The organism is Nitrospirota bacterium, from assembly GCA_016207905.1.
In the GTDB taxonomy this organism is placed as follows: domain Bacteria; phylum Nitrospirota; class Thermodesulfovibrionia; order Thermodesulfovibrionales; family JdFR-86; genus JACQZC01.
The window spans coordinates 1-13333 of sequence record JACQZC010000030.1; the positions used below are offsets into that span (position 1 = coordinate 1).

Consider the following 13333-nt stretch of genomic DNA (forward strand, 5'->3'; position numbering starts at 1 on the left):
CCCTAACCCCTCCCATCAAGGGTGGGGTCGATAAAGCAAATCGCATTTTTCCTTACAGGACAGGTTTTTGCTTCCTTTTAATTACCCTCTCCCCTTGCGGGAGAGGGCTGGGGTGAGGGGGGTATAACTTGTCTCATATGTGTTGAACCCATACATACCCTTGTTACATTCTTCAAAATAGCATACAATGAGGGTCAACAATACTATGAAGAGACGCAGGGCAAGGGAAAATGCATTTCAGGCACTTTTTCGACTTGATTTTACAGACAAGGTGCCTGATGACACGGAACTCCAGCATCTATGCGAGGACAAGGATTCTGGGGTAATCAGCTTTTGCATGGACATCGTAAGCGGCACCATGAGAAACCTCAAAGAGATAGATTCGGTCATAAAGAATGTAGCAGAGCATTGGGTCATCGAAAGAATGGCAGTTGTGGACAGAAATATCCTCAGGGCCGCAGTGTATGAGCTTCTCTATAGAGATGACATCCCTCCAAAGGTTACGATAAACGAAGCCATCGAGATTGCCAAGAAGTACTCTACCGAAGAATCCTCCTCCTTCATAAATGGCATATTAGATAAAATCTCAAAAAGGAGGTAGCCCATGCAATATGCAGTCATATCGGATGTCCATGCAAACCTCGAAGCCTTGAGCGCAGTGCTCTCGGACATAAAGAAAAGAGGACTTAAGAAGGTGCTTTTCCTCGGAGATGCAGTTGGATATGGCCCGAATCCCAATGAATGCACAGAACTGCTAAAAGAGACATCTGAAGTGCTCCTTGCAGGAAACCATGACTGGGCAGTCTTAGGGCTTACCGATATAGAGTACTTCAATGAGCATGCACGGGACGCAATACTCTGGACAGAATCGGTCATATCGGAAAAAAGTAGAAAAATCTTGAGCCAGCTTCATATAACAAAAAACCTTTCTGTGGAAGACATCTTTCTTGTTCACTCAACCCCAAAAAGTCCCGAGGAGTGGCATTATCTTCTTACAAGCTGGGATGCCGAGGTCAATTTCCATTATTTCAAAGAACGGATATGCCTCCTCGGACATAGCCACCTGCCTTTTATTATCGAAAAACTTCCATCAGGAGAGATGATAGTTCATAAGGAAAAAACAGAGATTAAAAAACAGGAAAGTAGATACATAATAAATGTTGGCTCTGTTGGACAGCCGAGAGACCATAACCCAAAGGCATGTTATGCAGTAATCGACAATGCTCATGTAGAACTCCTCAGGGTGCAGTACGATATAGAAAAGACACAGAAAAAGATGTCCAAGGTAGGACTTCCAGAGCCCCTCGTCGAAAGGCTTCCAAGAGGCACATAGCCTAAGCAGAAGACGATTTCGGAATGTTATAATAAAAATATATGAAGATTATAGTGATGCCTCTTTATGGCATAGGCGATGCCTTAATGAGCACGCCTTCTTTAAGAAACATCAAGGAGAATCTTAATGCCCATATCACATACCTGCATATGTTTACAGCCACAAGGGATATTCTCAAAAATAACCCCTATGTGGATGAGCATTTCCATTTCCCTTTCTTGTCTACAAGCAAGATTAAGGGCTTGAGGTTTCTTCTAAGTTTTCGCGGGAAATACGATATATCAATAAATTTTTATCCATCAAACAGAAGGGATTATAACTTAGCCTCATTTATAATAGGATGCCCTGTAAGAATAGGCCATAGATATGTTAGAAGAGATATAAGGGAGCTTAATTTTCTCAAGAACAGGACAGTTAAAGAAGACGATAGCCTTCACAATGTTGAGGAAAACCTCAGGCTTCTTGATTTTCTGGGGATAAAGGGAAAGCCCTATCCGCTTGAGATATATCTTAAGGAAGAGGAAAAGGAATCAGGCATCAGTTGGCTTAAGGACAATGGCTTGTTCGGGCATGAGCTTATAGGCATTCATCCAGGAAGCAGTTTGTTTAAAGAAGGCATAAAAAAGAGATGGCCCCATGAGAAGTTTGTAGAGCTTTTAAGAAGGCTCTCAGATGCCTATCCCCAGTTTTCCTATCTCCTTTTTGGAGGCAAAGAAGAGATATCCCTGAGAGAGACTATAAGGGATGCCTCAGGGCTTGGCAGGAAGGTCATAGTTTTAGATACCAATGGCATCAGGGAAACAGCATCTATTATGAGGAACTCAAGACTCTTTATAACAAATGACACAGGCCTTATGCACATGGCATCAAGTCTTCAGATTCCAATAGTTGCAATCTTTGCAGGTCATGTAAGACCATGGTGGCTTTCACCATGGGCGTGTAAGCACAAGGTCGTTAGGCTTGATGTTCCATGCAGTCCATGCTATTCGTATTCCCCCTTGTCTCCGATATGCAAAATAGATGATGATTATTCCTGCATAAGGAATATAGGTGTGAATGAGGTCTTCGATGCCGCAGTTTCCCTGCTTAAAGAGTGATATAATATCTCTTAGAAAGAAAGTTCCTATCGGCACTTGTCATGCTATACTAAAATCAACAGGGATAAGAAAATAATTATAGAATGGGCGATGTAGATGATAGAAAAGCAATATCTCATTATGTTCGATTTGGATGCGAGGAAAAGGCATTATCATAAGACTGAATCAGGGAAAATCACTGCTTTTATGGTTCAAATGGAGATTAAGATTAACGATATGTGGAAAGAAGTTATCCGCTTTGATTGTGCCCATAATTTTACACACAAGGACTGCTATAATAGGAAAGGCGAACATAGAAAGGTCTCGCTTTATATTGACTATAAAGAAGCCCTTACTATGGCAGATGATGACCTTAACGAAAACTGGCAGTATTACAGAGAGAAGTTTTTAAAGGGGGATTTCCCATGTTGAAAAGAGAAAGGTTTGTGGAAAAAAATAGCATGGTAGTAAGAGAGTTTGACCGTTATATAATTGAACATCCAGAATTTGCCGAGCAGATACCAAACAACGCCCTTGTTATTATTCAGGTAGAAGGCGACAAAGAATTCAATAAGTGGGCTAAAGAGACGGCGCTGAAAGTCGCAGAAAAAGACCAGCGCATAGTTTATGTGACTATTACGGAATTAAAGCCTGTCCGTTCAAGAATTGAAAGGCTGAAACTTGAGACGGTTGCAAGCCGATGATGCAGTTCTTGCCACCCCCTGAGTCCCAGTCCTTTGCGGGATATATGGCGGTGTAGGAGGGTATATATGACAAGATGGGTTTTGGTAATTATGCTGATTGTCCTGCCTGTGCTTTCATGGGCAGGGGAAAAGGAGGAGACAATGATAAAAGACATTCACTGGCTCGGACACGATACCTTTAAGATAGTTGGAGAAAAGATTATCTATACAGACCCATTCAAGATAAAGAAAAAAGACACTGCAGATATAATCCTCATCACACATGAGCACTACGACCATTGCTCTTCTGATGATGTAAAAAGGCTTCAAGGACCTGACACTGTTATAGTGGCAACTCCTGATTGTGCAGGCAAGCTATTAGGAAAGATTAAAACTGTAAAACCCGGAGATAAGCTAAATCTTAGTGGAATTGACATAGAAGTAGTGCCAGCCTATAACACAAACAAGCAGTTTCATCCAAAGGATAAAGGATGGGTTGGATATATTTTTACGGTCAATGGTCAGAGAATCTACATAGCAGGTGATACTGACTATATACCTGAGATGAAAAACATTAAATGTGATATTGCACTTCTTCCTGTATCAGGCACATATGTGATGACTGCAGATGAGGCAGTTAAGTCAGCACTGGATATAAAGCCAAAAGTGGCAATCCCAATGCACTATGGCTCTATAGTTGGCTCTGAAAAGGATGCAAAGAGGTTTACCGAGGGTCTTAAAGGAAAGATAGAGGTTGTGATACTGGAAGAGGAATAGGGCCTAAGGGAAAAGGGGATGGTCCCTTTCCCTTAGTAGTTTTCTAAACACTGTAAAGGTCTTTATTTTTCAATTGGCAGGTCTTCTGTGTTGCCCCAGATTATCCATGAGTCATCGTAATTAGCAGGGTCTTTAAACCCCATCAGCCTGAACACTAAATAAGTGAGCGTGGAGCGTGTCCCTGTCTGGCAGTAAGGTATTGTCCGTTTGTTTTTATCAAGTGTGCCATAGATTTTTTCCATCTCATCCATGGGCTTTATTTTCCCTGTTGCCTTGTCAAACATTTCGGTGTGCGGGATGTTTAACAGACAATTGGGTATACGACCGCCTCTTTTTGCCCTGACATCAGTGCCAGTATATTCTGCTGATGTTCTTGAGTCTATGAGCTGGATACCTCTGAGCTTACCCTTGGCTATCTTCAGGACCTCCTCTGTTGTGGCAATCTTGTTCTTTACGAGGTTGACCTTGAGCTTTGCCTGAGGTAGCTTTGTCTCCTGGGTTTCAAGTGTGTTTCCAGATGCCTGCCATTCCTCAATGCCGCCATTAAGAAAGCGAACATCTTTATGGCCGAGGTATTCAAGTATCCAGAAGCCAACAGTGGCAGATGTGAGCTCTTTTACATCAGCATAAACTACAGTGGTCTTGTTGCTCTGTATTCCGGCATTGCCTAAGATTTCTTCATATTTCTTTATGTCCTCAAACACCCTTGATTTTTCATCCCTTAAAATCTTTGCGCATGGGCTGCCGAGACTTATTGAACCAGGGATATGTCCTCCGTCATATGCCTTCTTGTCTCTACAGTCAAGCAAAACCCATTTCCCTGTGTTTTTGACTATATCTGCTGGTGCTGCCAATAGCTTAGAGTTTGGATATTCAGCAGAGTATGCTAATGTGCTTGTAAAAACCAGTGCAAAAACCAGTAACGAAAAAATGGTTATGCTTCTTATTTTTTTCATAGAAACCTCCTTTCTTTAGTTTAAAAAACCCTAATCCCGATAACTCTTAATTTCTCAGCCCATGTGGCTGTTCTAAGAACACCCACATATGTTAATATTATGATACTACTTTATAAAGGAATAGTATAGGGGTATGTCAGAACAACTCCTCAGTCTTCTTAAAAAAGGCGCTTTTGTCTCAGGAGGTTTTTTAAGCAGTAAGCTCGGTATAACAAGGGCAGGCATATGGAAGAAAATCCATAGCCTTAAAGAAAAAGGCTTCAAGGTAGAGGCATCTCCGGGAAAGGGCTATAGGCTTATAGACACACCTGAGTTTTCAGTAGAAGAGCTAAAAACCCTCATAAAAGGCGAAATTGGCAGGAAAATAATCTATTTTGACAGGATTGACTCAACAAACAATTATGCCATGAGTTATGCTAATGAACTGCTACACGGAGAGGTCATCATAGCAGACGCCCAGATGAAAGGCAAAGGAAGACTCCAAAGACACTGGGTTTCACCACCTAATTCAAACATCTATATGAGCATAATCCTTAAACCCGACATACTTCCAAGGGAAGGAACACTCCTTACACTTTTAAGCTCTGTGGCAAGTGTAAATGCCTTAAGAAGACTAACAGGCATTGATATTAAGATCAAATGGCCTAATGACCTTATGATAGGCAGTAAAAAGTTGGGAGGCATACTCCTTGAGACAAGGTCAGAGCCTGATAGGATTCTCTTTGCAGTTGCAAGCATAGGAGTTAATGTCAATATGAGAAGGATTCCACATGAGCTTAAACCCATTGCAACATCAACCCTTATCGAGACAGGCAAAAGATTTAAAAGGACACGTAAAGGCAGGCAAGGACTTTTAAAAGGGTGGAAAGGGCTTTCCCAAACATTGGGCAAGGAAGTGGCAGTTAAAACCGAAAGGGAGACCATTAAAGGTATAGCAGAAGATATAGACGATGAAGGAAGACTTATCCTTAAAACCCCTGATGGCTCAATTAAAAATATAAGCTCAGGAGACCTTATACACCTTAGATGATAGTCGTATGGGGTTGTAAAAACTCCTGTAATTGGGAATAATATCTTAGAGTATCCGTTGGAGGCATCGATGTATAAAAGAATCTCAACTGTTTTTTTTACTTTTGCTCTAATAGCGATGTTGGCGCAACCTGTCTCTTCTGAAGAAGGGGAATCTCTCGGTTCTTCTATAGATTATGCTGTCTCTATGATAAAGCCTGCTTTGGTGAGGATTTTTGTGGTTTCAGTGGACTACAGGAATGGTCGTGAAGTAAAGTATGAGACTGTGGGAAGTGGGGTAATCATTACAAAGCAAGGGGATATAATCACAAACCACCATGTTGTGGGAAAGGCAAAGCAGATTATCTGTACGCTTTCGAGCAAGGAGGAAATTCCGGCTGACCTTGTTGGCACTGACCCTCTTACAGACATCTCGGTTATCAAGCTTAGGCAAAACGAAGAGCAGGAGTTTCCTGTGGCTGTGTTTGGGGATTCGTCCCTTTTGAAGGCAGGCGATTGGGTGCTTGCAATGGGAAGCCCCTATGCCCTGTCTCAGTCCGTGACAATGGGTATTGTGAGCAACACAGAGCTTGTAATCCCAAGATTTCTCCAACGGATGGGTAAATTCACGATTGAGGGCGAGGATGTGGGCTCGATGGTTTTGTGGATAGGGCACGACGCCCCGATTTTCGGAGGAAACTCAGGTGGCCCGCTCGTCAACCTAAAGGGCGAGATTGTGGGCATCAATGAAATCAGCCTTGGCGTAAGCGGTGCAATCCCAGGCAACCTTGCAAAGGACTCTGCAGAGCAAATCATTAACAATGGGAAGGTGACACGCAGTTGGTTGGGGTTTGAGGTTCAGCCCCTCCTCAGGCATCAGTCCCAAACAAAAGGCGGTCTCATAAGCACTGTCGTGGAAGGCACACCTGCTGATAGGGCAGGAGTCCTGCCCGGAGATATACTTATCAAGGTGGCTGAAGAGGAAGTTCATGTCAGGTTCCCTGAGGAAATCCCAAGATTAAACTGGATGCTCACCAGGCTTTCACCTAACAAGAAGGTTAATGCCGTGTTTCTGCGGGACGGAAAGGAATTGACCCTAAGCATGACCCCTGAGGAGCGGGAAGATATAATAACAAAAACAATTGAGATTAAGGAGTGGGGAATAACTGCAAGGAATATCTCCATAATGGATGCCAAAAACATGAGGCAGGATAGCCAAGACGGAGTGCTCGTCACAACTGTGATGCCAGGAGGACCAAGCTGGGAGGCAAAGCCCTCCCTTGCACCAAATGATATTATCGTAGGGGTCAACAACATGCCAGTGAAAAACCTCGAATCCTTCATGGAACTTACCTATACATGGCTTAAAGGAGAGGAAAAAAAGTCAGTTTTGGTGGCATTCCAAAGAAAGGCTGAGAGGTTTCTTACCTCGGTAAATCTTGGCATAGAGGGTATCGGAAACCATGGGTTCAATGCCCGTAAGGCATGGCTTCCTGTGGCAGTGCAGGTCCTGACAAGGGACATTGCCAACAGCTTAGGCATCGGAGATACAAAAGGGGTGAGAATCACGCAGGTCTACACAGGAAGAAGTGCTGAAAAGGCAGGACTTAAAATAGGAGACTTGATTGTTGGGCTGGACAGAGAACCCATCCATGCGTCCTCTCCTGAAGACAGTGAGATATTCAATGCCATGATACGCAGATACAGAATCGGTTCCATCGTAGAGCTCACTCTTCTAAGAGGAAAAGAAAAGCTCATCCTTCCTGTTGAGCTTGAAAAATCCCCTCTCACAAAGGACGAGATGAAAAAGTATACAGATAAAAACTTTGAATTTACCGTGAGAGACATCACATTTTTCGACCTTACCCCAGAAGGCATGGAAGAAACCCAGTCAGGCATTATCGTAGAGAATGTATCCGAGGGAGGCTGGGCGTCTCTTGCAAATCTCTCATCTGGTGATTTCATAGTTTCGGTAAATGGACTGGAGGTCGCAGATGTATCGGAGTTTCAAATAGCAATGAAAGATATAGTCTCAAGAAAGCTTGCCTCTGTGGTCTTTCAGGTCAGGCAGGGCATACACACCATGTTTATAGAGCTTGAGCCAATATGGCAAAAGTAATCGAATATTTAAAAACACATTTTTCCGTGTGCGGGATTCAGAGGAGGTAATGATGCTTAATTCAGGCAGTCTTGGAAAGGCAAGTATAGTTCTGGCTGTCTTAATATTTCTTTTTCCGTCTTCGTTTTATGCCAGCGATACTGCTACATCCGCAAGAAAAGTAGTTGAGAAGAGCTCCAGCGCAGTTGCCACTATCAAGGTGTTCATAAAACAGCGTGTGATTTTCGGGGGCAGGGATATGGATAAATACGAAAATGTCTTTGAGATGCCTTCCACTGTAATCGCTCCCTCAGGACTTGCAGTGACATCCCTATCAAGAATGGACCCGACTGGCACATTTAAGGAACTGCTTAAGCAGGTACCAGGTGCTCAAGCAAATACCGGGTTCGATATAGCAAGCGAGATAACAGGCATAAAAATGGTTCTTTACGATGGTCAAGAGGTGCCTGCAGAAATCGTAATGAGGGACAGCGACCTTGACCTCGTCTTTATCAGTCCCACGGAGAAACTGACAGTCCCCTTCATTGACCTCTCGGATGCCACGACACCAAAGATACTGGAGGAAGTCATTGTGCTGGGCAGACTGGAGCATGTGCCAGGACGCATCACATCAGCTGCACTTTACAGAGTGGAGGCTGTAATTGAAAAACCCAGGGTCATCTATGTCTTAAACAGTGAGGCGTTGACAAGCAGATTGGGCTCGCCTGTGTTTTCCGAAAACGGCAAGATAGTCGGAGTTCTCGTGCTTAAGGTCGTAAAGACACAGACACAGGGCTTCAACATTATGAGTGGCATGCCTGGTATGATGGCAGTCATAATGCCTGCCGGTGACATCCTCCAGACAGCAGAGCAGATACATGCCGCCCCAAAATAAGGCAGTTTTGTATAATATATAATGCTTCTTGCCATAGATATAGGTAACTCCTCGATAAATATAGGTTTTTTTGAAGGAAGGAGATTAATTGTCCATAAAATAGATAGTTATCCTCTTAAGTCATCCTCTTTTTATTTCAGTTTATTTAAAAGGTTCCTAAGAGAAAAAAATATAGACAAAACACCATCTGCCTGTATAATATCATCAGTGATTCCCAAGCATACTCATGCATTAAAAGAGGCAGGTAAGCTAACTTCAGGCAAAAAGCCGTTGGTAGTAAGCCCTGAAGTTGTTAGCTGGATAGATTTTACCTCATATAAAAAAGAAGAGCTTGGTGCTGACAGGGTTTGTTCTTCAGCAGGTGCAGTTGAGCTTTATGGGACGCCTTTGGTAGTTGTGGACTTTGGAACTGCAACCACTTTAAACTTTATAGCAGAAGGAAATGTTTTTAAAGGAGGTGCAATACTTCCAGGCATAGGGCTTATGGCAGATGCCCTTAAAAAAGGGACCTCAAAACTGCCCAGAGCACCTTTAAAGAGACCTAAGTCCGTATTAGGCAGGGATGCTATTGGCTCGATGCTTTCAGGCATTATATTAGGCAGTTCAGGTGCAGTCGAAAGGCTCATATCCGATGTCGAAAAGACAGAGGCTAAAAAATATCAGGTTATCCTTACAGGAGGTTACTCAGGGCTTGTGTCGGCATTTCTTAAACGGATTGACTTTATAGAGCCCAATCTTGTGCTAAAAGGCATGAGGTTTATATACAAAAAGCAATGCGAGAATTAAGAAAAGACCCTTTATTAGGCAGATGGGTAGTCATCATGAACTACTCCTTAAAGCCCGAGGCGTATGTAAGGGCAATCACTCGCAGGGCAGAAGAAAAAACATCCTGTATCTTCTGCTCAGGTCGGGAAACAGAGACACCGACTGAGATTACAGCTATCAGGGCAGATGGCAGTCAGCCTAACACGCCTAACTGGTCTGTTAGGGTGATTCCAAACCCAAAGCCAATACTTCACATCGAGGGAGACTTAGAAAGAAAAGGTATCGGCATGTATGACAAGATGAACAGCATTGGTGCAAACGAGATAATAATCGAGACCCCAGAACATATGACACCTGCCGAGGATTTAGGAGTGGAGCAGACAAAAAGAGTCCTTGCGCTTTATAAAAGAAGGATTTCGGACCTTGAAAAGGACCCAAGGATAAGGTATGTGTTTATCTGTAAGAACTCAGGCAGGGGCGCAGGTGCTATGTTCAGTCACCCGCATTCAGAAGTAGTTGCAACACCTATCATACCAAAGCTCATAAAAGAAGAACTGGACAGTGCCAAAAGCTATTACTCCTATAAAGAGAGGTGCATATTCTGCGATATAATGGCTGAAGAGCTTAGAATGGCTGAAAGGATTATATCTGAGAGTAGGCACTTCGTAGCATTCTGCCCTTATGCCCCAAAGTCTCCTTTTGAGTTCTGGATAATGCCAAAAAGACACAGGTGCGCATTTCAGGACATAACAGATGAGGAGATGGAAGACTTGGGCTCGCTCATGACAACGCTCTTAAGGAAGATGCGGCTCGTTCTCAACGAGCCTGCCTTTCACTATGTCCTTCATACAGCACCAAATAGGATTCCAAGGAGAGACCACTGGCATACTTTGGGAGATGACTTTCACTGGCATATAGAGGTAACGCCAAGATTAGTAAGGGCATCGGGTTTTGAATTGGGCTCGGACTTCTATGTCCTGACAACCAGTCCCGAGGATGCCGCAAAATACATAAAGGAGGCTTAAGGTGGAGGAGGCGGGGGCGAAGGTTCGCCGCCTCCGCTTCCACCACTACTACCGCCTCCGCTTCCACCACTTGCAGCAGCTGCCACGCCGGCGACCAAAATGAGCAACAGCCACTTCCATATTTTACTTTTTTTCTTCGGTTTCGGCATTACCTCTTCAAAGGGCATATCCTCTTCAGGCGTTGCCTCAAACCCAGGCTCATGTTTCGTTATACTTGTCTCCTTAGCAATGTAGCTGTCCGCAGAGGTTATTTTCGGAAAACAGAAAACAAGAAGTGAAAATGTGAGCAAGAGGGCAATGCTTATCCTAAAACAGTTCAGTCTTCTTCAAAAGCCCCATAACGCTGAGCGCGGGGCCTTCGAGCCGTCCAGCACAAAGAGGTAGTCCCTCGTCATGTCCATGCCGCGTCTTGCCATGTCCTCAAGGAGCATCTTGCAGACCTCGGCGTTCTCCGTGGCCCCATGCCAAAGGCAGAGTACGTGCTTCTTTCCTTTCACATCCAATCCCAGAGCCACGACAAGCAGGTTACCTTTAAACTCTATGCCGTCTATGAATATCGCACAGAGATCAAGCCCGGAGAGGTCCCTCTCCATGAACTCCCTCATCTGCTCCGCCGTGGCCTCGACGAAATGCCTGCTTACGCTGGACTTCTTTATCCCATAGCCCTTGATAACCGACTCCACCGCCTCTTCGTAGTTCCTGCTCGATATGCCGAGGACAAGGTTCTTCATCACCTGTCGCCTCATGCCCTGCGGGTCCCTGAAAGCCTCATATGTGCTTAGAGGAATCTCCTTGTTGTCCCTGCCTCGTAAGCGGGGCCGTTCTATCACGACCTTCTGTCTGTCGAAATACACGGGGCGAAGATCGCCGCCCCACCAGTTGGCCGTCCTTAGCGGGTTCCTGCTGTTCTTCTGCCCGGCTATGCGCTCGCACTCGTCTTCAAGCAAGGTGGAGACCACCATAAGCCCTGCCTCCCGCGACATGCGCTCTACCGCCTCCGGAATGCCCGAAAGAACCTCGGCCACCGGCAACGGCAGCTCAAACACAACCCTGCCCTCCCTTATCTCCCTTATTTTGCCGTTTACTTTTCTCTCCATTTTGCGGTATCTTTTTCCCATAGAAAGCGACCTCCTTTTGATTTGGTTGAGCGAATCATTTTAATCGGGGGTCGCTTCCTACTTCAACAACTTACAGGGAATAACCGTCCCTGTTTCTGGTCCTTTCTTCCCCTCCATTTCTAAGTATTTCTTCTGACCTGCCAAAACAATTTTTGCAAGTACAGGAGAAAACCAAAAATTATAAAACTTACCAAATTACCTATAAAAATTCCCCAGAGAAGTTCTTGTAAAAATAACCTTCCCAAAATAAACCATTTAGCAAAAAAAAGACTATCTTCGTGAATCTGCGATAAAACAAGATCTAGTGTTACTGGCCTTAATCCTGTATAAATAAAAAACGACAATATTGTTTCATAAATAGAGAATACCACCCAGGCAACTTCCCAAGAAAAAATAAATTCTTGCTTAGTAACTGATGTCTTATTTTTCCTGTAAAAATGTAATGGTAATATATAAAGTAAAACTAAGAATAATAAAATTAACAAACCCTTTATATAACCTACAAACCAGTGTTCTGGTGGAGTCCAATTCCAATTACTGATAAAAATATAAACCTGGCGGATGGTGCTAAGAAATATCCCAAGTAAAAAACCATTTCCAATAAAATACCAAAAACGCCTTTTCCTGAGTTTACTAATAGGGATGATAAAGAGGCTCGGATAGAATATAATTACATCTACAGGCCCTTCATGTTCTTTTAATAAATTATAAAATTCAATGTCATGCTTCCCTATATCTATACAGCCCTTTGAACCTGAGAACATACCTCCGTGTATAAAAAACCCGCTTCTTCCATAGGTATTTGTTTTAGGTTTTGTGTGTAGTGGAACTCTCCAGCGACCCCAATCTTCGAAACGCACAAAACGCCAGTACAAAGACCTTAAACGCCCTCCGCTAAACTCTGAGGGATTTAAATAATAAGAGCCTGCTGGAATAGGACCTTTATTTTTTAGGAATTGATATCTTGGGTTCGAATAATCTGGCAACCCTGATGTTGCAGGATAATAGGCTACAGGATTTCCGTCATCATCAACTACTAATAAGCCAGTTCCATTGAAACCTATTGTATGTAATCCCAAGGGGTCTCTGTAATTTATAGGTGCATTGCGCACATAGCTGTAATAGTTCATCCCACCTGCCATACCTATCGGGTCTTCGGAAATAAATCTACTGTCGAGTTTATAGCGGGTGCGATAGTAATAATGCCCCCCGCCGTCGTTTTCCCTCCCTGTATATTGAAATGGGTTGTCACTTGGTTCACCCATTACTTCGGTATTCCCATAAGGGTCGTATGAGTAAGTCGTTTTAACTGTTCCATTTTCATCCGTCAAAGCTATCACTGAGCCTAAAGCGTCCTGCTGGTAATACCGAATTGTCCCATCACTCTTTATCCTTACCAGTGGTTCATCAATATTAAGCGTCCTTATGTAATTTACTGTTACCATACCATCTTCAATCTCCTGCACGATGTCAAGACCGCCATAGAGATACTGCGTAGTTTTTCCATTAACAGTTTTTTCAATTCTTCTGCCAAGCGCATCGTATTTAAAACTTGCGGTTAAAGGCGTGCAGTCTGCATTGAAACCATTTATTGCTATC

At 43.5% G+C, this 13333-nt stretch carries 15 protein-coding genes; 11 read left to right on the forward strand and 4 right to left on the reverse strand.

Going from position 1 to position 13333, the window contains the following annotated elements:
• The first annotated feature begins 205 nt into the window (after positions 1-205).
• The 6 genes from nusB to HY805_03735 all read left to right on the forward strand — a co-directional run bounded on the left by nusB (position 206) and on the right by HY805_03735 (position 3869).
• Positions 206-601, forward strand: a complete 396-nt coding sequence (gene nusB / locus HY805_03710; GenBank protein MBI4823321.1) for a transcription antitermination factor NusB — start codon at positions 206-208, stop codon at positions 599-601.
• Between the two features lie 3 nt (positions 602-604).
• Positions 605-1333 carry a metallophosphoesterase family protein gene (locus tag HY805_03715; GenBank protein MBI4823322.1) on the forward strand — a complete coding sequence of 243 codons (729 nt, stop codon included), beginning with the start codon at positions 605-607 and terminating at the stop codon, positions 1331-1333.
• A gap of 41 nt (positions 1334-1374) precedes the next feature.
• A complete protein-coding gene (locus HY805_03720; protein ID MBI4823323.1) occupies positions 1375-2430 on the forward strand; it encodes a glycosyltransferase family 9 protein in 1056 nt (351 codons plus the stop codon).
• A gap of 96 nt (positions 2431-2526) precedes the next feature.
• Positions 2527-2841: a hypothetical protein gene (locus tag HY805_03725; GenBank protein MBI4823324.1), complete on the forward strand. Its 315-nt coding sequence runs from the start codon at positions 2527-2529 to the stop codon at positions 2839-2841.
• Positions 2835-3113, forward strand: a complete 279-nt coding sequence (locus tag HY805_03730; protein ID MBI4823325.1) for a hypothetical protein — start codon at positions 2835-2837, stop codon at positions 3111-3113. Before HY805_03725 ends, HY805_03730 begins: the two co-directional genes overlap by 7 nt.
• A gap of 141 nt (positions 3114-3254) precedes the next feature.
• Positions 3255-3869, forward strand: a complete 615-nt coding sequence (locus HY805_03735) for an MBL fold metallo-hydrolase (GenBank protein MBI4823326.1) — start codon at positions 3255-3257, stop codon at positions 3867-3869.
• Between the two features lie 62 nt (positions 3870-3931).
• Here the strand turns inward: HY805_03735 and HY805_03740 are convergent, their stop codons facing one another.
• Positions 3932-4825 carry a sulfurtransferase gene (locus HY805_03740; protein MBI4823327.1) on the reverse strand — a complete coding sequence of 298 codons (894 nt, stop codon included), beginning with the start codon at positions 4823-4825 and terminating at the stop codon, positions 3932-3934.
• A gap of 133 nt (positions 4826-4958) precedes the next feature.
• On the opposite strand from HY805_03740, the gene HY805_03745 reads away from it, so the two are divergent.
• The 5 genes from HY805_03745 to HY805_03765 all read left to right on the forward strand — a co-directional run bounded on the left by HY805_03745 (position 4959) and on the right by HY805_03765 (position 10616).
• Complete coding sequence (locus HY805_03745; GenBank protein MBI4823328.1) at positions 4959-5855, forward strand: biotin--[acetyl-CoA-carboxylase] ligase; 897 nt, start codon at positions 4959-4961, stop codon at positions 5853-5855.
• Between the two features lie 69 nt (positions 5856-5924).
• On the forward strand, positions 5925-7952 hold the full coding sequence (locus tag HY805_03750) for a PDZ domain-containing protein (protein MBI4823329.1): 2028 nt from the start codon (positions 5925-5927) through the stop codon (positions 7950-7952).
• A 49-nt stretch (positions 7953-8001) separates the two neighbouring features.
• The gene (locus HY805_03755) at positions 8002-8826 is read left to right on the forward strand and encodes a trypsin-like peptidase domain-containing protein (GenBank protein ID MBI4823330.1); all 825 of its coding nucleotides are present in this window, start codon (positions 8002-8004) and stop codon (positions 8824-8826) included.
• A 21-nt stretch (positions 8827-8847) separates the two neighbouring features.
• Positions 8848-9612 (forward strand): type III pantothenate kinase, encoded by a 765-nt coding sequence (locus tag HY805_03760; protein MBI4823331.1) that lies wholly within the window; start codon positions 8848-8850, stop codon positions 9610-9612.
• On the forward strand, positions 9600-10616 hold the full coding sequence (locus tag HY805_03765; GenBank protein MBI4823332.1) for an HIT domain-containing protein: 1017 nt from the start codon (positions 9600-9602) through the stop codon (positions 10614-10616). The genes HY805_03760 and HY805_03765 overlap by 13 nt, the downstream gene beginning before the upstream one ends.
• Here the strand turns inward: HY805_03765 and HY805_03770 are convergent.
• The 3 genes from HY805_03770 to HY805_03780 form a co-directional block, all read right to left on the reverse strand.
• On the reverse strand, positions 10613-10906 hold the full coding sequence (locus tag HY805_03770) for a hypothetical protein (GenBank protein MBI4823333.1): 294 nt from the start codon (positions 10904-10906) through the stop codon (positions 10613-10615). The genes HY805_03765 and HY805_03770 overlap by 4 nt on opposite strands.
• A gap of 36 nt (positions 10907-10942) precedes the next feature.
• Complete coding sequence (locus HY805_03775) at positions 10943-11734, reverse strand: transposase (GenBank protein MBI4823334.1); 792 nt, start codon at positions 11732-11734, stop codon at positions 10943-10945.
• 119 nt (positions 11735-11853) lie between these two features.
• On the reverse strand, positions 11854-13333 hold a 1480-nt coding region (locus HY805_03780; GenBank protein ID MBI4823335.1), incomplete at its 5' end, for a DUF2778 domain-containing protein.

Excerpts from the sequence above, each read along its gene's own strand:
- nusB (MBI4823321.1), top strand. The coding sequence starts at position 206 with ATGAAGAGACGCAGGGCAAGGGAAAATGCATTTCAGGCACTTTTTCGA.
- HY805_03715 (MBI4823322.1), top strand. The coding sequence starts at position 605 with ATGCAATATGCAGTCATATCGGATGTCCATGCAAACCTCGAAGCCTTG.
- HY805_03720 (MBI4823323.1), top strand. The coding sequence starts at position 1,375 with ATGAAGATTATAGTGATGCCTCTTTATGGCATAGGCGATGCCTTAATG.
- HY805_03725 (MBI4823324.1), top strand. The coding sequence starts at position 2,527 with ATGATAGAAAAGCAATATCTCATTATGTTCGATTTGGATGCGAGGAAA.
- HY805_03730 (MBI4823325.1), top strand. The coding sequence starts at position 2,835 with ATGTTGAAAAGAGAAAGGTTTGTGGAAAAAAATAGCATGGTAGTAAGA.
- HY805_03735 (MBI4823326.1), top strand. The coding sequence starts at position 3,255 with ATGATAAAAGACATTCACTGGCTCGGACACGATACCTTTAAGATAGTT.
- HY805_03740 (MBI4823327.1), bottom strand. The coding sequence starts at position 4,825 with ATGAAAAAAATAAGAAGCATAACCATTTTTTCGTTACTGGTTTTTGCA.
- HY805_03745 (MBI4823328.1), top strand. The coding sequence starts at position 4,959 with ATGTCAGAACAACTCCTCAGTCTTCTTAAAAAAGGCGCTTTTGTCTCA.
- HY805_03750 (MBI4823329.1), top strand. The coding sequence starts at position 5,925 with ATGTATAAAAGAATCTCAACTGTTTTTTTTACTTTTGCTCTAATAGCG.
- HY805_03755 (MBI4823330.1), top strand. The coding sequence starts at position 8,002 with ATGATGCTTAATTCAGGCAGTCTTGGAAAGGCAAGTATAGTTCTGGCT.
- HY805_03760 (MBI4823331.1), top strand. The coding sequence starts at position 8,848 with ATGCTTCTTGCCATAGATATAGGTAACTCCTCGATAAATATAGGTTTT.
- HY805_03765 (MBI4823332.1), top strand. The coding sequence starts at position 9,600 with ATGCGAGAATTAAGAAAAGACCCTTTATTAGGCAGATGGGTAGTCATC.
- HY805_03775 (MBI4823334.1), bottom strand. The coding sequence starts at position 11,734 with ATGGGAAAAAGATACCGCAAAATGGAGAGAAAAGTAAACGGCAAAATA.